General features: G+C 57.3%; 18 protein-coding genes (1 of these 18 running past the window's edge). 9 read left to right on the top strand and 9 right to left on the bottom strand.

The genetic code is table 11. From position 1 onward, the window contains the following. Nucleotides 1–260: 260 nt before the first annotated feature. Nucleotides 261–1388, bottom strand: coding sequence for a murein hydrolase activator EnvC family protein (locus tag ACJJIF_RS14040; protein WP_444928965.1), 1128 nt, complete (start codon nt 1386–1388; stop codon nt 261–263). Then, complete coding sequence (gene gpmI / locus ACJJIF_RS14035) at nt 1388–2935, bottom strand: 2,3-bisphosphoglycerate-independent phosphoglycerate mutase (protein ID WP_444928964.1); 1548 nt, start codon at nt 2933–2935, stop codon at nt 1388–1390. Before gpmI ends, ACJJIF_RS14040 begins: the two co-directional genes overlap by 1 nt. Before the next feature lie 215 nt (nt 2936–3150). Between gpmI and ACJJIF_RS14030 the strand changes: the two genes are divergently transcribed. From ACJJIF_RS14030 to smrA, 6 genes are all read left to right on the top strand, one after another. Further along, nucleotides 3151–3567 carry a rhodanese-like domain-containing protein gene (locus ACJJIF_RS14030; RefSeq protein ID WP_444928963.1) on the top strand — a complete coding sequence of 139 codons (417 nt, stop codon included), beginning with the start codon at nt 3151–3153 and terminating at the stop codon, nt 3565–3567. Between the two features lie 30 nt (nt 3568–3597). After that, the gene (gene grxC, locus ACJJIF_RS14025; RefSeq protein WP_444928962.1) at nt 3598–3858 is read left to right on the top strand and encodes a glutaredoxin 3; all 261 of its coding nucleotides are present in this window, start codon (nt 3598–3600) and stop codon (nt 3856–3858) included. Between the two features lie 159 nt (nt 3859–4017). Then, nucleotides 4018–4509 carry a protein-export chaperone SecB gene (secB, locus tag ACJJIF_RS14020; protein ID WP_444928961.1) on the top strand — a complete coding sequence of 164 codons (492 nt, stop codon included), beginning with the start codon at nt 4018–4020 and terminating at the stop codon, nt 4507–4509. 132 nt (nt 4510–4641) lie between these two features. After that, entirely contained in the window at nt 4642–5094 is a 453-nt protein-coding gene (locus tag ACJJIF_RS14015; protein WP_444928960.1) for an acyl-CoA thioesterase, read from the top strand. Further along, nucleotides 5087–5950 carry an SDR family oxidoreductase gene (locus ACJJIF_RS14010; protein ID WP_444928959.1) on the top strand — a complete coding sequence of 288 codons (864 nt, stop codon included), beginning with the start codon at nt 5087–5089 and terminating at the stop codon, nt 5948–5950. Before ACJJIF_RS14015 ends, ACJJIF_RS14010 begins: the two co-directional genes overlap by 8 nt. A gap of 18 nt (nt 5951–5968) precedes the next feature. Continuing rightward, nucleotides 5969–6556, top strand: a complete 588-nt coding sequence (gene smrA, locus ACJJIF_RS14005; protein WP_444928958.1) for a DNA endonuclease SmrA — start codon at nt 5969–5971, stop codon at nt 6554–6556. Between the two features lie 105 nt (nt 6557–6661). On the opposite strand, the gene ACJJIF_RS14000 is transcribed toward smrA, so the two are convergent. After that, nucleotides 6662–7204 carry an META domain-containing protein gene (locus tag ACJJIF_RS14000; protein ID WP_444928957.1) on the bottom strand — a complete coding sequence of 181 codons (543 nt, stop codon included), beginning with the start codon at nt 7202–7204 and terminating at the stop codon, nt 6662–6664. Nucleotides 7205–7268: 64 nt separating this feature from the next. Continuing rightward, a complete protein-coding gene (locus tag ACJJIF_RS13995) occupies nt 7269–7742 on the bottom strand; it encodes an META domain-containing protein (protein ID WP_444928956.1) in 474 nt (157 codons plus the stop codon). Nucleotides 7743–7918: 176 nt separating this feature from the next. Between ACJJIF_RS13995 and pyk the strand changes: the two genes are divergently transcribed. Then, the gene (gene pyk, locus ACJJIF_RS13990; protein ID WP_444932353.1) at nt 7919–9355 is read left to right on the top strand and encodes a pyruvate kinase; all 1437 of its coding nucleotides are present in this window, start codon (nt 7919–7921) and stop codon (nt 9353–9355) included. A gap of 632 nt (nt 9356–9987) precedes the next feature. Here pyk and ACJJIF_RS13985 read toward each other — a convergent pair. The 5 genes from ACJJIF_RS13985 to hutC all read right to left on the bottom strand — a co-directional run bounded on the left by ACJJIF_RS13985 (nt 9988) and on the right by hutC (nt 15303). Beyond that, a complete protein-coding gene (locus tag ACJJIF_RS13985; protein ID WP_444928955.1) occupies nt 9988–10476 on the bottom strand; it encodes a hypothetical protein in 489 nt (162 codons plus the stop codon). An 85-nt stretch (nt 10477–10561) separates the two neighbouring features. Next, nucleotides 10562–10894, bottom strand: coding sequence for a hypothetical protein (locus ACJJIF_RS13980; protein ID WP_444928954.1), 333 nt, complete (start codon nt 10892–10894; stop codon nt 10562–10564). Nucleotides 10895–11136: 242 nt separating this feature from the next. Further along, on the bottom strand, nt 11137–12687 hold the full coding sequence (hutH, locus tag ACJJIF_RS13975; protein ID WP_444928953.1) for a histidine ammonia-lyase: 1551 nt from the start codon (nt 12685–12687) through the stop codon (nt 11137–11139). A 138-nt stretch (nt 12688–12825) separates the two neighbouring features. Further along, complete coding sequence (gene hutU / locus ACJJIF_RS13970) at nt 12826–14502, bottom strand: urocanate hydratase (protein WP_444928952.1); 1677 nt, start codon at nt 14500–14502, stop codon at nt 12826–12828. A gap of 90 nt (nt 14503–14592) precedes the next feature. Continuing rightward, nucleotides 14593–15303 (bottom strand): histidine utilization transcriptional repressor HutC, encoded by a 711-nt coding sequence (gene hutC, locus ACJJIF_RS13965; protein WP_444928951.1) that lies wholly within the window; start codon nt 15301–15303, stop codon nt 14593–14595. A gap of 187 nt (nt 15304–15490) precedes the next feature. Here hutC and hutI point away from each other — a divergent pair, with 187 nt between their 5' ends. After that, nucleotides 15491–16720, top strand: a complete 1230-nt coding sequence (gene hutI, locus ACJJIF_RS13960; RefSeq protein ID WP_444928950.1) for an imidazolonepropionase — start codon at nt 15491–15493, stop codon at nt 16718–16720. After that, nucleotides 16704–17523, top strand: the 5' portion of a protein-coding gene (gene hutG / locus ACJJIF_RS13955; protein ID WP_444928949.1) for a formimidoylglutamase. Its footprint extends 143 nt past the window's final position; 820 of the gene's 963 nt are visible here — the first part of the coding sequence; the start codon lies at nt 16704–16706; its stop codon lies beyond the right edge, outside the window. The genes hutI and hutG overlap by 17 nt, the downstream gene beginning before the upstream one ends.

Raw genomic sequence — 17523 nt, 5'->3', positions numbered from 1 at the left:
GGCAGGGATTCTAAGCGAGCGCTAAATTCTACCGTGCCGCTGTCTTAGTTGCCCTGCGTCCAAGGGGGTTGCACTTGGGTGAAATCCCACTTTTATTCTCTTCCGGTGACGAAACTAAAGCCGTTCACACAGAATTTGGGTGATAGAGCTTTCCCATTTAATTAGCACAGCGGTGGGTGTGCAGAGGTGGGGGGCAGGGCATTAGGCGGGTGCCTAATCGCCATAGCGTCGCAATAAGGGTAGTGGGCGCCAGCTTCCGATCAGGAGCGGCACCAAACGGTGGGGTCCTGCGCCTTGCCCCGGTGGCGAATTTCGAAATAGACGCCGCTCTGGCTGAGACCGCCGCTATTGCCGACCCGCGCGATGGTGTCACCACTTTCCACCCACTCGCCAATACTGCGGGTGAGGGACTGGTTGTGGGCGTAGAGGCTCATATAATCCCCGCCGTGGTCCAGGATAACCAGCATGCCGTGGCCGCGCAGGTAATCGGAAAATACCACACGGCCGCGATGAATGGCGCGCACCGGCTCCCCCGCATTGGCGCGCAGCGTCACGCCCTTCCAGGTGATGCCATTGGCGCGGCGCTGGCCGTAGGCATTGGTGCGGCGGCCTTCGACCGGCCACTGCATCTTGCCCCGTTGGCGCGCAAAGGGCTTCTGCTCACTGGGGCTTACCAGGGAGGCGATGGCGCGGCCCACTTCGTCGATCAACTTTTGCAGGCGCGTGCGATCGCCCTGTAGCTGTTTGAGTTCACCGCTGCCGTCGGACAGGCGCGCGGCCAGTTTCTCCAGTGTGCCCTGGCGGTTTTGCTGGGCCAGGCGCAGCTTGCTCTGGCGCTGTTGCAGCTGCTCCCGCTCCGTCTCCAGGGTTGCGCGCTCGCGCTCAATAGCGCTGGATACCGTCTCCAGTGAGGTGAGGGTTTCCCGGTAGGTGTCTATGATGCGGCTGCGTTCTTGAAGGAAGTAATCGTGGTAGCGGAGATGGCGGGCGACGTTCTGGGGATCTTGCTGGTTGAGGAGCAGTTTGATCTGCTCCTGTCGGCCTAGTCGGTATGCGGCGGCGATCTCCTGCTCGACCCGCCGCTGCATACTTCGTCGCGACTCCTCGAGCTGCTGCTGCTCCCGCTGGAGCTGGCGCAGCTTGTCCGAGCGGCTGCGCATATCCTCTTTGATCTGGTCTATGCGCCGGTGCAGCTCGGAAATATCTTTCTCGTTATCTTCCAGATCCTTGAGCAGCTGGTCGCGCTGGCTGCGCACCTGGTTGAGTTCCTGTTGCAGGGACTCGATGCGCTGTTTGATTTGTGCCAGGCGCGCCTGCTCATCTCCCTCCGCCTGGCTCCAGGCGGGCAGGGAAAGCAGGGCGATCAGGAAGAGAACGAGAGTTTTCATCAGTCTATTTTTACCAAGCTTTGACCGGTCATTTCCGCCGGCTGTGGCAGACCCATCAACGCTAACATGGTTGGCGCCACATCCGCCAGACTACCTCCGTCACACATTTGCACATTGCGCTCGCCGATATAGACGAAAGGCACCGGCAGGGTGGAGTGCTGGGTGCTGACCTGGCCGGAGTTGGCGTCGAACATCTCTTCCACATTGCCGTGATCGGCAGTGATCAGCACTTCACCACCGGCGGCCAGGGCGGCGTTGGTGACTCGCTCGACACACTGATCGAGCGCTTCAACCGCTTTGACCGCCGCTTCAAACACTCCGGTGTGCCCCACCATATCGCCGTTGGCATAGTTACAGATAATGGCGTCGTACTCGCCACTCTCGATGGCGGCGACCAACTTATCGGTGACCTCTGGTGCATTCATTTCCGGTTGCAGGTCGTAGGTGGCCACATCCGGGGACTTAATCAGCTCGCGGGTTTCATGAGTGTAGGGCGCTTCGCGGCCGCCGCTGAAGAAGAAGGTAACGTGGGCGTACTTTTCCGTCTCGGCGATGCGCAGCTGGGTTTTGCCCTGCGCCGACAGGTATTCGCCGAGGGAGTTGACCAGGTTTTCCGGCGGGAAGGCGCAGTTGGCGTGGATATCGCCGGCGTATTCGGTGGTCATGACAAAGTCCGCCAGCTGCGGTTTGGCCTGGCGCTCGAAGCCACTGAAGTCCTGTTCGGTAAAGGCGCGGGTCAGCTGGCGCGCGCGATCCGGGCGGAAGTTCATAAAGATCAGCGCATCGCCATCCCGGATCGGGGCGGGCTCGCCAATCACTGTGGGAGCGACAAACTCATCGTTTTCACCGCGCTCATAGGCTGAGGCCAGGCCTGCCAGGGCATCGCTGGCACTGTGCTCGGCGGTGCCCAGCGTCAGCATGTCGTAGACGGATGCGGTGCGTTCCCAGCGCTGGTCGCGGTCCATGGCGAAGTAGCGCCCGGCCAGGGTGGCCATATGGGCGTTGCCGACGGCGTCGCACACCTGGGTCAGGCGGCTCAGAGAGGGTTCGGCACTGCGCGGCGGGGTGTCGCGGCCATCGAGGAAGGCGTGGATATAAATGGCGCGGGCACCGCGCTGGGCCGCCAGGGTCACCATGGCGACGATATGGTCCTCGTGGCTGTGTACACCACCTTCGGACAGCAGACCCATAATATGGACGGCGCCGTTGTGGGCGATGGCCTTGTCCACCGCAGCGGTGTAGGTCGGGTTGCGGAAGAAGTCGCCGTCCTGAATGGCTTTGTTGATGCGGGTGAAATTCTGGTAGACCACGCGCCCGGCACCCAGGGTCATATGGCCGACTTCAGAGTTGCCCATCTGGCCCTCGGGCAGGCCTACGGCCATACCGGAGGTCTGGATCAGGGTCTTGGGGCGGCTGGCCCAGATATTGTCCCACACCGGCGATTTGGCGGCGTGGATCGCGTTGTGCTCGGGTTTATCGCTGTGGCCGAAGCCGTCCAGAATCAGCAGGACCAGGGGGCGTTTTTGCGGGGCTTGCGTAGCGGCCATAGCGACGGTATTCCTCTTTCGGGGGTTAGATTGCGGACGCGGATTTTAACCTGTGGGGCTGGTATTTCACTATGTTATTTGCCTTGGGCCGGATTACAAAGTGCCTGGGGTGAGGGGATTCGGTTGGTTAGAATTTCGCCATGATCGTGTATACTCCCGCCGGCATTGGGCGCTGTAGCGCCCTATTGATAACCACTTGAGGATTTGGGGGTGAAGTGGATTTCTTCGACTTTTTAGCGCAGCAGTGGCTGTTGGTCGGCCTGCTGGTGGCATTGCTTTACGCTTTTGTTTTGACCGAGCGATTCAAGTCCGGTGTGCCGGCGTCGACGCACGAAGTGACCAGGCTGATCAACAGCGATGGGGCCAAGGTGCTGGATGTTCGCGATCGCAGCGAGTTCACTGCCGGGCATATCGTCGACGCACTGCATATTCTCCACAGCGATGTGCTTGAGCGCATCGCCGAATTGGAACCGTTCAAGGGCAAGACCATTATTGTCGCCGACAAAATGGGGCAGCATGCCGGTGCGGTGGGACGCCTGCTGAAGCAGAAAGGTTTCCAAGTGCGCCGCCTACAGGGTGGTATGAGCGAGTGGGCTAACCAGAACCTCCCTGTCGTTAAGGGTAAAGGTTAACCTGAAGTATCAGTTTGACGGAGTTTTGTCATGCGGGATCTTGTCATTTATACCACTCGTTTTTGTCCCTACTGTATTCGCGCCAAACAGCTGCTCGACAGCAAGAGTGTCGCCTACCGCGAAATTTCCGTGGATAACAATCCCGGTCTGCGTGCGGAGATGGCCGCGAAAGCGGGTCGCCGTTCGGTGCCGCAAATCTGGATCGGCGACAAGCATGTCGGTGGTTGCGACGACCTGATGGCGTTGGAGCGCGCCGGTCAGTTGGATAAACTGCTAAAAGCTGCGGGTTAATACAAAATTGACGCGACTGCCAACGCGCGGTCGGCAATTTTTGCTATTTATCCGCTCTGGGCCTTGAAACGTTTTATCGAGGCCCCAACTTTTGAGTTATTAGCGGAGCCTTTCTTACGGAAGGCATCAATAAACTTTTTCTAATAAACAGGCTGTAACATGGCTGAAGAATTAAATGGCGCAGCGGCAAACGCAGAGGCTCCACAAGTACAATTTGCGATGCAACGCATCTACCTGAAAGACCTCTCCTTCGAAACCCCGATGGGTACCGAGGTCTTCAAAAAGCAGTGGAAGCCCCAGGTTAACCAGGAGCTGAACACCAAGACTGCGAAGATCGATGAAGATTTGTATGAAGTAGCCCTGACCCTGACTATCACCGTAAAGCTGGAAGAAGACACCGCTTTCCTGGTGGAAGTAAAACAAGCTGGCCTGTTCGGCATTAAAGGTCTGGAAGGTCAACAGCTGGCCCAGGCCCTGAACACCGCCTGCCCGCAGATCCTGTTCCCCTACGCGCGCGAAGTGATCGACAACGCGGTAGTGAAAGGTTCTTTCCCGGCACTGATGTTGCCGCCGGTGAACTTCGATGCCCTGTTTGCTGCTGCCCTCGACAAGGCACAGAAAGAAGCAGAGGGTGCTCAAGCGAACGCTTAATTCGCTTTAGCCCGGCTGGCACGATAAAAAGGTCCCTTAGCGGGGCCTTTTTTTATATCTGTAATCTCCCCGGGGATAGCTTCCGATTTACTGACTACCCCTTCGCAACCGCGCACAAATCTGGAGCCGCTTATGCAGTGGGATCTGCCAAATCCATTTATCAGCAAAGTGACGGTTGGCGCCGAACATGTGGATGGCCTGAGCCATGCCAACAATGCGCAATATGTGCGCTGGTGTGAGGCCAGCGCCTGGGCGCACAGCGCCGTCCTGGGTCTGGATGTCACGAATTATCAGCAGCTTGACCGGGGAATGGCAATTCGCCATGGCGAGTATGACTATATACTGGCGGCCAGAGAGGGGGAGGAATTGCTGTTTGGCACCTGGCTCACTGAGGTGGACGGGCGTCTGAATATGACTCGCCGCTTTCAGGTGTTTCGCGCCGCCGATAGGGCATTGGTATTGCGGGCCGAATGGCGGATGGTGTGCATAGAGCTTTCCAGCGGCAAGCCAAAACGTATGCCGGCGATCTTCAAGGAAATTTACAGTCCGGCAGTGACTGCCCCGGAGGCTGAAAAAAATGCGTGAAGAGTTTGTATCCCTGACGGACAATACAGGGGCCTTAAAGGACAAGACCCTCTTTATCACCGGCGCCAGTCGCGGTATCGGCAGGGCGATTGCCCTTAAGTGCGCAGCGGATGGTGCCAATATCGTGATTGCGGCTAAATCGGCAGAGCCCCACCCCAAGTTGCCGGGAACCATCTTCTCGGTGGCGGAGGAAGTGGAGCAGGCCGGCGGCAGAGCCCTGGCCCTACAGGTGGATGTGCGCGATGAGCAGCGGGTGGAGCGGGCCATGTCGGAGGCCGCCGATAAATTTGGCGGCATCGATGCGGTGATTAACAATGCGGGTGCGATCAACCTGAGCAATGTGGAATCGACACCACCGAAACGCTACGACCTGATGCAGAGTATCAATAGTCGCGCGGTCTATCTCACTGCGCACTTGGCGATGCCCTATCTGAAAAAGTCTGACAACGCCCATATCCTCAGCCTGTGTCCGCCGCTGAATATCCAGCCCAAATGGCTGGGACCCTTCGCCCCCTACGCCCTGTCAAAGTTTGGTATGACCATCCTCAGCCTGGGATTGGCGGAAGAGCTGCGCGAGGCGGGCATCAGTGTGAATACCCTGTGGCCGCGCACACTGGTGGCCACAGCGGCGATTGAGTTTGCGGTGGGCAGCCGCGAGATGTTTGCACAGAGTCGCAAGCCCGCCATTATGGCCGACGCGGCCTACGAGGTACTGACGACCAGAGAGGCCGCCCTGAGTGGCTGCCAGCTGATCGATGAAGTGCTGTTGGCTGAGCGCGGTGTAAAGGATTTCACCGGCTACGCCCACAATCCGGCCAACGCTGACAATTTAACCAAGGATTTATTTCTCGACTGACGCTGGCAGGGGGTATTTGTGAGCAGCGACAGCAAATTATTTAAAGACGCTCTCGGTGAAATGGGAGACGTCAAACCGCTGGTGCAGGAGCGCCGCGTCACCTTGCACAGGGAGTCGAAGCAGTCCGAATCGATGTTGCGGGAGCGCCGCGCTGCGGCCACGCGCCTGACGGAGCGGGAGCTGAACCCCCTGTCGGGGGAGTATATCGACCTGATGGACCCCTGGGACCCCTTGGAGTTTAAGCGCGATGGTGTGCAAAACGGGGTCTATCGCAATTTGCGCCTGGGTAAGTACAGTGTGGATGCGCGTTTGGATCTACACCGCCACTCCGTGGAGATGGCGCGCAGCGCGGTGATGGAGTTTATCCGCGACTGTGTCGAAGCGGATGTGCGCTGCGCCCTGATTACTCACGGCAAGGGGGAGGGGCGCAAGCAGCCGGCGCTGTTGAAGAGCTGTATCAATCACTGGTTGCCGCAGCTGCATCAAGTGCTGGCGTTCCATACGGCCCAGCCCCAGCACGGTGGGCTGGGGGCAACTTATTTACTGCTGCGAAAGAGTGAGCGCAAGCGCCAGGAGAATTTGGAAATACACCAACGGCGCCGCTGAGCCATTAAATGGATGGCTGTAACTTTTCTGTCACCAACTCCCATTAAGATGCGCGGCCAAAGCTTTCTTATTTAAGGCTTTTACAGCTCATCTTGTTGATTCTTGTCAATTGTGATGTTGGCGACCCAATGGGTCGCCTTTTTTATGGGGCTGTGCCTGTCGGTAGCTGCGGTCTACCTGTTCAAACTCTATGCGGGCGCTGCCATCGGCACTGCTGATCATCATCTTGTTGCCCAGGATCACAATCGAATCCGACTTCCTCAGCGCGTTAAGGTAATCGATCTCCAGTTCATCGCTGGGTTGTGCACCGCCCATACGCGCAATTGCGGGAATTCGCTCCCAGGTAAAGGCCCCGCCGCTAGAGAGGGAGAAACGCCCCAGGTAGGGATTGGTGCCGCCGTTGCCCCTGACGTAACCAAAGCGATCGCATTTGAAGAAGGGTCTATCCCGCCAAAACCGGCTCCAGCTCAGGGCTGAATCGTAGCTGCGCCCGGAGTAGTACAAGCTCGATAATACCCACTCGTGTTCACAGGCAGATGCTGCCGATCGCTGTGGCTGGGGAGCGGGCGGAGTGAAGGCACTACAGCCGGCGAGTAGCAGCTCGCACAGGGCTATGCTCAGGAGTAAGTAAAAAGCACGACGGGGCATGATGTCGTTCTCATTGTTTTTGCGACATTTAATCTAAAAATCTACAGGGCTTCTGTGGCGGCGTTCAAGGTCCGGCCTTTATGTATTCTATATAGGTATCACCGGAGGGGTCACGCAGTATTAAGCGGCCTCCCCGGGATTTAGTAAAGCTTTGTCGAGTAGCGGCGAGGGCGCGCAGGTAGGCGTGCTCCTGTCGCAGCAGTGGCTCGGGCCCGCTCATTTTGGTGGAGACAAAGCTGGAGGTATCCCACAGTAACAGCCCGTTGTCGGTGACCTGTACTTCTCCCCGGTAGGTGTTTATGCCACTTTTGCCCATGACGTTACCCTGGAGATTGCACACAAAGGTAAAGTTCGCAGGCTTTTTGATATCGACCACGGTTCCGCTGACGCGCAGGCGTACCAGCCGCCATTTTTTGCCACAGACCGCGCTCATACTGCCAGAGGACTGCACAACCTGTGCTTCCTCAATGCGATTTGTCAGGCATCCGCCGATGACTAATAGGGCTCCCAGCAACCATATTTGCACCAACCTACTCATCAATAAATAACTCCCAAACCCTACCTCTTCACCCGTTCACACAAAATTTGCCGCTTTGGGGCTTTCACAAAAGCTTAGTTGTTGGCTGCTGTGATGAGACGACAGCAGTGACAAGCTATGCTTGCACGGAGGTCGCTAAAGCGTATTTGCCCATCGATAAAAGGACGTTTGTCGATATGATCAGGCGCACCAAGATCGTTGCCACCCTAGGCCCCGCTACCGACAAAGAGGAAACACTTCGGCGATTAATTCGTGCCGGTGTCGATGTGGTTCGACTGAATTTTTCTCATGGAAAAATGGATGATCACCGGCGCAGGGCACAATATGTTCGCGAGGAAGCGAAACGCCAAGGGAGACATATTGCCCTATTGGGGGATTTGCAGGGCCCCAAAATTCGTGTCGGGAAATTCACGGATGGACGTATTTATCTGCGCAAGGGGGCAGAATTTATTCTGGACCCAAATTGGGACAAGGAGGCGGGGAGTTCTGAGGGGGTTTGGATTGATTATGAAGCACTGGCCGAGGATTGTAGCGAGGGTGACAGCCTGCTACTGGATGATGGCCGGCTGAGTTTGCGCATCATAAAAATTATGGGTTTGTCCTTAATAACGGAGATTGAATCCGGTGGCTGGCTATTCGATCGAAAGGGGATAAATAAACAGGGCGGTGGCCTCACCGCGCCGGCGCTGACCGATAAAGACCGCCACGATATTAAGGTCGCGGCAGAGTTGCAGGTGGATTATCTCGCAGTTTCTTTCCCGCGCGATGCCCGCGACATCCACACGGCGAGAAAATTATTAAGAGCGGCGGGGGGCAGCGCGCATATTATTGCGAAAATAGAGCGGGCTGAGGCCGTGGCTAATGATGCGCGTTTGGAAAAGCTTATCTTGGCCAGCGATGCCATTATGGTTGCGCGCGGAGATCTGGCTGTGGAAATTGGCGATGCGGAGTTAGTGGGGGTGCAAAAACATCTAATCCGTTATGCCCGCTATCTCAATCGGGTGGTGATTACGGCAACACAAATGATGGAGTCTATGATTGCTAATCCGGTGCCCACGCGCGCAGAGGTTTGCGATGTGGCCAATGCGGTGCTGGATGGCACCGACGCGGTGATGTTGTCGGCGGAGACCGCAGCGGGAGAATATCCGATTGAAACTGTCGAGCATATGGCCGATGTTATCGTCGGGGCAGAAAAACACCGAAAAATTTATTCGATGCCGGAGGGGCTTCGCGGAGATTACCCTGCCGGCGATGCCTGTATCGCCATGGCGGCCATGACGATAGCCAATCACTGTCGGGAAATAAAAGCGATTATTTGCCAGACGGAAACCGGCAATACTGCACTATTAATGTCGCGGGTCTGCGCATTGATTCCTATCTATGCTTTTTGTCGTCATCAGAAATGCTGTAATCGAGTGGCACTTTACAGCGGGGTCGATCCGGTATTAATGGATGTTTCGGAAATGGATGGCCCCCTGCGCGATCAAAAGGCCATTTCCTGTTTGCTGCAACAGGAGCGGCTGATATCCGGGGATTTTGTTTTGATATCCCGGGGCTATCAACAGGATATTGGCGGCCACACCGATACCCTGCGTATTGTCCGCGTGCCGTGATCTGTGCGGTTAAATAGTGCAATTGCACTGTGCAATAATTTACCCCGCGCGGACGCATCTCACCAGTATCTTGGTTTCCAGTTCCTGCTCCATGCAGTGAAATTTTTCTCCGTCTAGAGTTAAGGATTTTGGGCCTCCCTGGGGCGCGGTTGTCGAGCAAGCGGCAACGCCCGTCGCCAGGGCTGCGGCAAGCAGAATAAGTCGCATTTTCTGCATCGCAGTTACCTCTGGAAATGCGAAAGACAGTATTTATATACGTATATATTCTCTTAGATTAGAGGGTATGTGTGCCAACGTGAAGATTTTTACGCCAATTTGTCCAATAGGGCGACATGGAGGGGTAATACTCAATTTGGTACTGAGGTGGTTGTAGGGGGGTTAAAATTTTATTTGTGTAATTTTATTTTCTTAGCTGGTATACGTCACTTTTGCCATTATCTATAACTTTGCTAATAAGTTTTTATCTCTCGGTGGTTCGATCCTTCTCGCTGAGATTAATTTTATTATGCCTTTTTGCCGCTCAATAAAAGTAACTTGGAGAAATCTGTTCTGTGCATTAGCGGGTATTTTAGTTGGCCTAAAACTCCCTACCAAAACTGAGTCCCGGTAGGGGGTTTTAGAGTGGTTAGCGGTTAGCGTCTACCGTGGTGTCCTCCACCACCGCGATGCCCTCCGCCATGAAATCCACCGCGATGTCCGCCACCATGAAATCCGCCGCGAACACGGTAGTGACCACTGTGGCCCCGATAGCCTCTATACCCTCGGTAGCGGGCGTGGGGTGCACGGGGGGAATAGAAGCGGTTGTGGTAGGGCATACCGCGATAGTAGTAGCGGGCCCGGTAGCGGGGGTGGCCGCGGAATGATGCGTGGCCAACTCTATAGTAATAGGGATTTACCGGGGTGAACCCCACTGTCTGGTAAACCGGTGTCCTATAAGAGGTGAGGTAGACATTGCTCGAGGCGTAGTAATTGGGTGTGGCATAGGGGTAACTGTAGGAGGAGGTGTAAGCGACCTGTGGTCCTCCGTAGCTGGTGTAGTAACCATCGGTGACACAGGCACCCAGAGTCAGGGCTGTGCACACCGTGGTGGTGAGAATCACCATTCTTACAGCTCTATTCATAGTGCTTTCTCCGGTAAGTGGTATTTCCCCCCGGAGAGGCCAAGCCCCTTAGGTGCGCCAAACAGGCGAGCACGGAATTTCAGATTTAGTGGTGCCCTGCGTGCGGCGGCAGATCGACAACCTGGTATTGGGTATTTACAACGGCGGGTGGTCTCAGGCGATAAAAATTCCCATTCCAATAAAAATTACAGTGCCGCATGTTGTGGCAGATGCCATCTGGGTGGCAGTGGGCATGGCGGCCGCGCAGGTTGTAATACGTCTTGTTGTAATAAGGACTGTATCCGTAATAACTGGCTGAGCAATCGTAGCCTCCGCAGGCGGTAGCGGGCGTTCCGTTGCAGGCCGACAGGGCCAGTCCTGTGGCAATGGCGAGCACACAGCCTGTGCCTCGCAGCAGCCTGATGGGCAGCGGTTTCATCTAAGACCTCCACACCTTTTTTGCCGCGTAAATTTTCACGACACAAAATAAATGCTCTGATAAAGCCGAGCACCGAGGCGGGTCTGTACGGGGGAACTCTCTGGTTTCGCTTTGCGAGACCCACTTGTTCGGAGTCAGAAAGGTAAGGTCGGTGGGCGGGGGAAACCACTAAAAATTCACGCACCGCGAGAAAAATACTTCTCTCACAGTGCGTGAATCACGTCCTGGAGGGGGGCCTTGGACTAGTGGCTGCTGGGCAGGAGATCGGGATCTACAGAGGCCAGATAGGCGCCGCTGCTCAGCAATTGCTTTGCCTCTTCAATATCTGGGGCGAAGTAGCGGTCTTTGTCATAGAAGGAGACCCGCTCGCGCAGTTTTGCCTTGGCCGCTTCGAGTTTTTGCGTGGACTTTAACGGCGCGCGGAAGTCCAGGCCCTGGCAGGCTGCCAGCAGTTCTACGGCCAGGATGCCACAGGTATTGTCGGCCATATCCCGCAGGCGGCGACCGGCAAAGGTGGCCATGGATACATGGTCTTCCTGATTGGCGGAGGTGGGCAGGGAGTCCACGCAGGCGGGGTGCGCGATGGATTTATTTTCACTGGCCAGCGCCGCCGAGGTGACCTGGGCGATCATAAAGCCGGAGTTTACCCCGCCATTTTCCACCAGGAAAGGCGGCAGGCCGGACAGGTTGCTGTCGATTAACAGGGCCATACGGCGCTCGGACAGAGAGCCGATTTCTGCCAGAGCCAGTGCCAAGTTGTCGGCGACCATAGCAACAGGCTCCGCGTGGAAGTTACCTCCGGAAATAATGTCGGAGTTATCCGGATTTTCCTCGTCGGTAAATACCAGCGGGTTATCGGAAACCCCGTTTGCCTCGGCCAACAATACTTCGGCGGCGAAGCGCATCTGCTGGAGGCAGGCGCCCATCACCTGGGGCTGACAGCGCAGGGAGTAGGGGTCCTGCACCTTTTCACAGAATTGATGGGAATCACCGATCTGGCTGGTTTCACCGAGCAGGTCCCGATAAATTGCCGCCACGTCGCGCTGTGCCTGCTGGCCGCGAGCGTTGTGAATACGCTCGTCGAACGGGCGGCGCGAGCCCTTGGCGGCTTCCAGAGTCATGGCACCGGTCACCAGGGCACCGGCGAACAGGTCTTCACTGGCGAACAGGCCGAGCAGGGCAAAGGCGGTGGATGCCTGGGTGCCATTCAGCAGGGCGAGGCCCTCTTTGGGGGCCAGGGTAATGGGCTCAAGGCCCGCCGCTTTGAGGCCTTCGTGGGCGCTCTTGCGCTCGCCTTGGATCAATACTTCCCCTTCACCGAGAAGCACCACGCTCATATGAGCCAGCGGCGCCAAATCGCCAGAGGCGCCTACGGAGCCTTTCTCGGGGATAGCGGGGTAGACACCGGCATTGACCAGTTGCATTAACGCTTCGATAACCTGCGGGCGCACGCCGGAAAAGCCGCGCGCGAGGGAGTTGATTTTCAACACCATCAGCAGGCGCACAGTGGCTTCACTCATAAAGTTGCCGGTGCCGGCGGCGTGGCTCAGTACGATAGCGCGCTGTAGGTTTTCCAGGTCGTGTTTTTCAATGCGGGTGTTGGCCAACAAACCAAAACCGGTATTGATGCCGTAAACCGTGCGGCCTTCGGTAATCACTTGGGCGACGGTGTGGGCAGAGGCTTCGATAGCGGGATAGGCGCTTTTCGCCAGGGACAGTTGCACCGGCTCGCGGGCTACGCGGCGCAGTTGCGCAAGGCTTAACTGGCCGGGATCGATTTCCAATTGATACATAAATTCATTCACCAAAAAATATTTGCTGCTTAGCAGGCTGTTGAAAAACAGCCTGTTAGACGCCAGTGGTACAGCCCGATAAAAATGCTTCGGGCTGCAAAAGATTTCCGCCGGCGGTATTTTTATTGCGGTAAAAAATCAGTCGTTCAGCATGGGCAGGTCCAGGCCCTGCTCTTTTGCGCATTTTTTTGCGATCTCGTAACCGGCATCGGCGTGGCGCATGACACCGGTGGCGGGATCATTCCAGAGAACCCGTTCGATACGCTTGCGCGCGGCTTCGGTGCCGTCACACACAATGACCACACCGGAGTGCTGGGAGAAGCCCATGCCCACGCCACCGCCGTGATGCAGGGATACCCAAGTAGCGCCGGAGGCGGTATTCAGCAGGGCATTCATCAGCGGCCAGTCGGAGACGGCGTCGGAGCCATCCATCATGGCCTCGGTTTCGCGATTGGGGCTGGCGACTGAGCCGCTGTCGAGATGGTCGCGGCCGATGACTACCGGCGCTTCCAATTCACCGTTTGCCACCATCTCGTTAAACGCCAGCGCCAGGCGCGCGCGATCTTTCAGACCCACCCAGCAGATACGTGCGGGCAGTCCCTGGAAGTGAATTCGCTCGCGGGCCATATCGAGCCAGTTGTGCAGCTGCGGGTTGTCGGGAATCAGTTCTTTAACCTTGGCATCGGTCTTGTAGATATCTTCCGGGTTGCCGGACAGCGCCGCCCAGCGGAAAGGACCGACGCCTTCGCAGAACAGCGGGCGAATATAGGCGGGTACAAAGCCGGGGAAATCGAAGGCATTTTCCACGCCCTCTTCCAGGGCCATTTGGCGAATATTGTTGCCGTAGTCGAGGGTCGCGGCGCCGCGCTTTTGCAACTCCAGCATGGCTTCAACCTGAACCGCCATAGACTGCTTGGCAGCCTTCACTACAGCGGCCTCGTCTTTCTTACGCATCTCTGCGGCGTATTCCATGCTCCAGCCCTGGGGCAGGTAGCCATTTAAAGGATCGTGTGCGGAAGTCTGGTCGGTAACCGAATCCGGCAGAATATTGCGTTTTACAATTTCCGGGAAAATATCTGCGGCATTGCCCAGCAGGCCAACGGAAATGGCTTCGCCTTTTTCCATCGCGGCTTCAATCATTTGCAGCGCTTCGTCGAGGCTGGTGGCTTTTTTGTCGACATAGCCGGTGCGCAGACGGAAATCGATACGGGTTTCGTCGCACTCTACGGCGATCATGCTGAAACCGGCCATCGTCGCCGCCAGTGGCTGAGCGCCACCCATGCCGCCGAGGCCGCCGGTAAGAATCCATTTGCCTTTCGCTTCGCCCTTAAAATGTTTGCGTGCGACGGCGGCAAAGGTTTCATAGGTGCCCTGGACGATGCCCTGGGAGCCGATATAAATCCAGGAGCCGGCAGTCATCTGGCCGTACATGGCCAGGCCTTTTTTATCCAGCTCGTTGAAGTGTTCCCAGTTGGCCCAGTGGGGCACCAGGTTGGAGTTGGCAATTAATACCCGGGGCGCGTCGGCGTGGGTTTTAAAGACACCGACGGGTTTGCCGGACTGCACCAGCAGGGTTTCGTCGTCTTCCAGGCGCTTCAGTACTTCGACTATTTTGTCGTAGCACTCCCAGTCCCGCGCGGCGCGGCCGATACCGCCGTAAACCACCAGGTCTTCCGGGCGCTCGGCTACTTCGGCGTCCAGGTTGTTCATCAACATGCGCAGGGGAGCTTCGGTGAGCCAGCTTTTGGCATTGAGCTCACTGCCGCGAGGCGCGCGGATTTTGCGGCTGGGATCGTGGCGTTTGTCGGTAGACATGGCTTCCTCGTCAATTTTTCTCGTAAAAAAATTCACACGTCCCCGCAGTGGGTAGTTCGCTTTCCCGGGACGCGCGGGATAAATCAATAATTAGAATCTCAGTTGTGCGCCGAGGCGGTAGCGATTGCCCGGGTGAACCAGGCGCGCGAAGCTCACCGTGCCGGCACTGCATTTAGTGCGCCGCCAAACCTGGAGGCAGGCATCCCCGGGGGCAATTTCCAGCGCGTGGGCGATAGCGGCCTCCGCAGCGATGGCCTCGACAGTGGTATCGGCCTCGGTCAGTGGTGCGACTTTGGAAAGATAGGCGTTGGGGGTGGTGTGGGCGAAATCCTGATCCAGGTAATCCGGCGCCAGGGCCGGATTGGTAAAGCGCTCTTCCCACTGCACCGGCAAGCCGTTGTCGCAGTGCACAATAATGGAGTGAAACACTCTGGCCTGCTCCGGCACTTCCAGTGCCAGGGCGACATCGGCACTGGCCACACAGGGCTGCGCCAACAGGATGCGGTTACTGTAGCTGTGGCCCCGGGCCGAGATTTCGTCGGCGATATTGCGCACCTCCAGCAGCGAGCTGGCGGGCACCGGCTCGGCGACAAAAGTGCCCAGGCCCTGGGAGCGCATCAGTACCCGTTCATCGGTCAGTTCGGTCAGTGCCCGCCTCGCGGTCATCCGGCTCACATTGAATTGCTGCGCCAGTTGGTTCTCCGAGGGCACCTGGGAGTGTACGGGCCACTCGCCGGACTCTATTTGCTGGCGAATATGGCGCTTGATGGCCGCGTATCGGGGTTCACTTGCAGTATTCATAGACTCAGGTACAGTACTTCTATTGCTTGTATATTGTTGTATATACAAGATTGATTAAGGCTACTATGGTTTCCCAGCTGCGGGCTGTCAAGTCGAAGGGGGGAGCTGTATCTTGCTCGATATGGGTTTCTCGTTTATCGGGCTGAGCATCTATGGTTAAAAGGAAAAGCGCGTCGCTAAAAAGCTTATGTCAGAACGCTGTGATTTGCTGATTACCAATCTCAATGCCGCCACAATGGACCCCTCCATTGCCGGTGGTTACGGTGTTATCGAGGATGCTGCAATTGCGGTAACCAAGGGCCGGATTGTTTGGATTGGGCCCCGCCGGGAGCTGCCCGAGTGCACACCGGACCTTATTGTCGATGGCGAGGGCCAGTGGGCGACCCCGGGCCTGATTGATTGCCACACCCACCTGGTCTATGGCGGCCACCGCGCGGGGGAATTTGCCCGGCGCTTGGGCGGTGAGAGCTACGAGGAGGTCGCCCGCTCCGGGGGCGGTATTATCTCTACGGTGCGGGCGACACGGAGTGCCAGTGCCGAGACCCTGTACAAACTGGCCGAGCCCCGTCTGCACGCCCTGATGGCCGAGGGGGTAACAACCGTGGAAATTAAATCCGGCTACGGCCTGGATCTGGACACGGAGCTGAAGCAGCTGCGCACAGCGCGGCGCCTGGCGCAACACAATCCGGTGGAGATAGTGACAACCTGCCTGGCGGCACACGCCCTGCCGCCGGAATACGACGGTCGCGCCGATGCATATATCGACCTTATCTGCGAGCAGATACTGCCCGCTGTAGCCCGCGAGCAGCTCGCCGATGCAGTGGATATGTTCTGCGAGACGATCGGCTTTACCGTCGACCAGTGCCAGCGGGTTATCGATGCGGCGAAAAAACTCGATCTGCCGGTAAAAGTGCACGCCGAGCAGCTGGCGCGTACCGGCGCCACTGCTATGGCGGCCAAGTCCGGGGCCCTGTCGGTAGATCATATTGAATATATCAGCGAGGCCGATGTGCGGGCTATGGCGGAAAGCGGTACTGTGGCAGTACTCCTACCGGGCGCCTTCTATACCCTGCATGAAACCCAGGTGCCGCCCATCGACAAGCTGCGCGAGGCTGGGGTGTGTATGGCTTTGGCCACCGATCTCAACCCGGGGAGCTGCCCAATCGCCTCCCTGCGCTTGATGATGAATATGGGCTGTCAGCTGTTTGGCTTGACGCCGGCAGAGGCTCTGGCCGGTGTTACCCGGGCGGCGGCCCGGGCCCTGGGCTTGTGCTGTTCTCGCGGTGTACTGCGCGAGGGGTTGCGAGCCGATATTGTCCTGTGGCCGATGGATACCCCGGATCAGCTCGCCTATGAAGTGGGCGCCCTCAAGCCGGCAAAAGTTTTTCTCGGAGGTCGCGATGTTACAGCTTGCTGATATGCAATTATGGAGCGGTCGCACCGACTCTGAGGATGGGCGCGCGGGTGAGCGCTGGCACCAGCGGATTTCTCCCCTACAGCTGGATGATACCCCGGGCCTGACCATTCTCGGTTTTGCCTCTGATGAGGGGGTGCGCCGCAATAAAGGTCGAGTCGGTGCGGCGAAAGGTCCGCGAATCCTGCGTCTGGCCATGGCCAACCTGCCGGCCACTTTCGATGCCCCCCTATACGATGCGGGCAATGTCAGGGTTGAGCGAGAGGACTTGGAGTCTGCCCAGTCGCTGTTGGGCGCCCGTATTAATGAGTTGCTCAGTGCCGGCCACTTCCCGCTGGTATTGGGGGGCGGCCATGAAATTGCTTTTGGCAGCTACCAGGGGATCGCCCGCTGGATGCGCGAACACCACCGCGACAGCAGTCTGGGCATTATCAACTTCGACGCGCATTTGGATTTGCGCACCCCCGCTCCGAAGGGGTCATCGGGAACGCCATTTTTCCAAATCGCCGAGCAGTGCAGGATAAATGGTCGCGAATTCAATTATCTCTGTGTGGGCGCAGCGGATAATGCCAACACCCCTGCGCTCTACCAGCGCGCGGATGAGCTGGGTGTTCAGGTAATTCGCGACCGCGAAATCAGCAGCTGGAACCTGCATGGGGTGCAGACGCAAATTCGCGACTTTATCGATAAAGTGGATTTTGTCTATCTCACGGTATGTCTGGATGTATTGCCGGCGGCGGTGATGCCCGCTGTGAGTGCGCCCTCCGGCAGAGGGGTCTCTATGGAGTTTCTGGAAGTTCTGCTGG

The sequence above is a fragment of the Microbulbifer regidiadema (SeqCode) genome, assembly GCF_052467605.1.
This window is presented reverse-complemented; position numbering and strand designations above follow the sequence as displayed.

What these genes read in the sequence shown, in the direction of transcription:
- ACJJIF_RS14040 (WP_444928965.1), bottom strand. Translation starts at nt 1,388, where the DNA reads ATGAAAACTCTCGTTCTCTTCCTGATCGCCCTGCTTTCCCTGCCCGCC.
- gpmI (WP_444928964.1), bottom strand. Translation starts at nt 2,935, where the DNA reads ATGGCCGCTACGCAAGCCCCGCAAAAACGCCCCCTGGTCCTGCTGATT.
- grxC (WP_444928962.1), top strand. Translation starts at nt 3,598, where the DNA reads ATGCGGGATCTTGTCATTTATACCACTCGTTTTTGTCCCTACTGTATT.
- secB (WP_444928961.1), top strand. Translation starts at nt 4,018, where the DNA reads ATGGCTGAAGAATTAAATGGCGCAGCGGCAAACGCAGAGGCTCCACAA.
- ACJJIF_RS14015 (WP_444928960.1), top strand. Translation starts at nt 4,642, where the DNA reads ATGCAGTGGGATCTGCCAAATCCATTTATCAGCAAAGTGACGGTTGGC.
- ACJJIF_RS14010 (WP_444928959.1), top strand. Translation starts at nt 5,087, where the DNA reads ATGCGTGAAGAGTTTGTATCCCTGACGGACAATACAGGGGCCTTAAAG.
- ACJJIF_RS14000 (WP_444928957.1), bottom strand. Translation starts at nt 7,204, where the DNA reads ATGCCCCGTCGTGCTTTTTACTTACTCCTGAGCATAGCCCTGTGCGAG.
- ACJJIF_RS13995 (WP_444928956.1), bottom strand. Translation starts at nt 7,742, where the DNA reads ATGAGTAGGTTGGTGCAAATATGGTTGCTGGGAGCCCTATTAGTCATC.
- pyk (WP_444932353.1), top strand. Translation starts at nt 7,919, where the DNA reads ATGATCAGGCGCACCAAGATCGTTGCCACCCTAGGCCCCGCTACCGAC.
- ACJJIF_RS13985 (WP_444928955.1), bottom strand. Translation starts at nt 10,476, where the DNA reads ATGAATAGAGCTGTAAGAATGGTGATTCTCACCACCACGGTGTGCACA.
- ACJJIF_RS13980 (WP_444928954.1), bottom strand. Translation starts at nt 10,894, where the DNA reads ATGAAACCGCTGCCCATCAGGCTGCTGCGAGGCACAGGCTGTGTGCTC.
- hutH (WP_444928953.1), bottom strand. Translation starts at nt 12,687, where the DNA reads ATGTATCAATTGGAAATCGATCCCGGCCAGTTAAGCCTTGCGCAACTG.
- hutU (WP_444928952.1), bottom strand. Translation starts at nt 14,502, where the DNA reads ATGTCTACCGACAAACGCCACGATCCCAGCCGCAAAATCCGCGCGCCT.
- hutC (WP_444928951.1), bottom strand. Translation starts at nt 15,303, where the DNA reads ATGAATACTGCAAGTGAACCCCGATACGCGGCCATCAAGCGCCATATT.
- hutI (WP_444928950.1), top strand. Translation starts at nt 15,491, where the DNA reads ATGTCAGAACGCTGTGATTTGCTGATTACCAATCTCAATGCCGCCACA.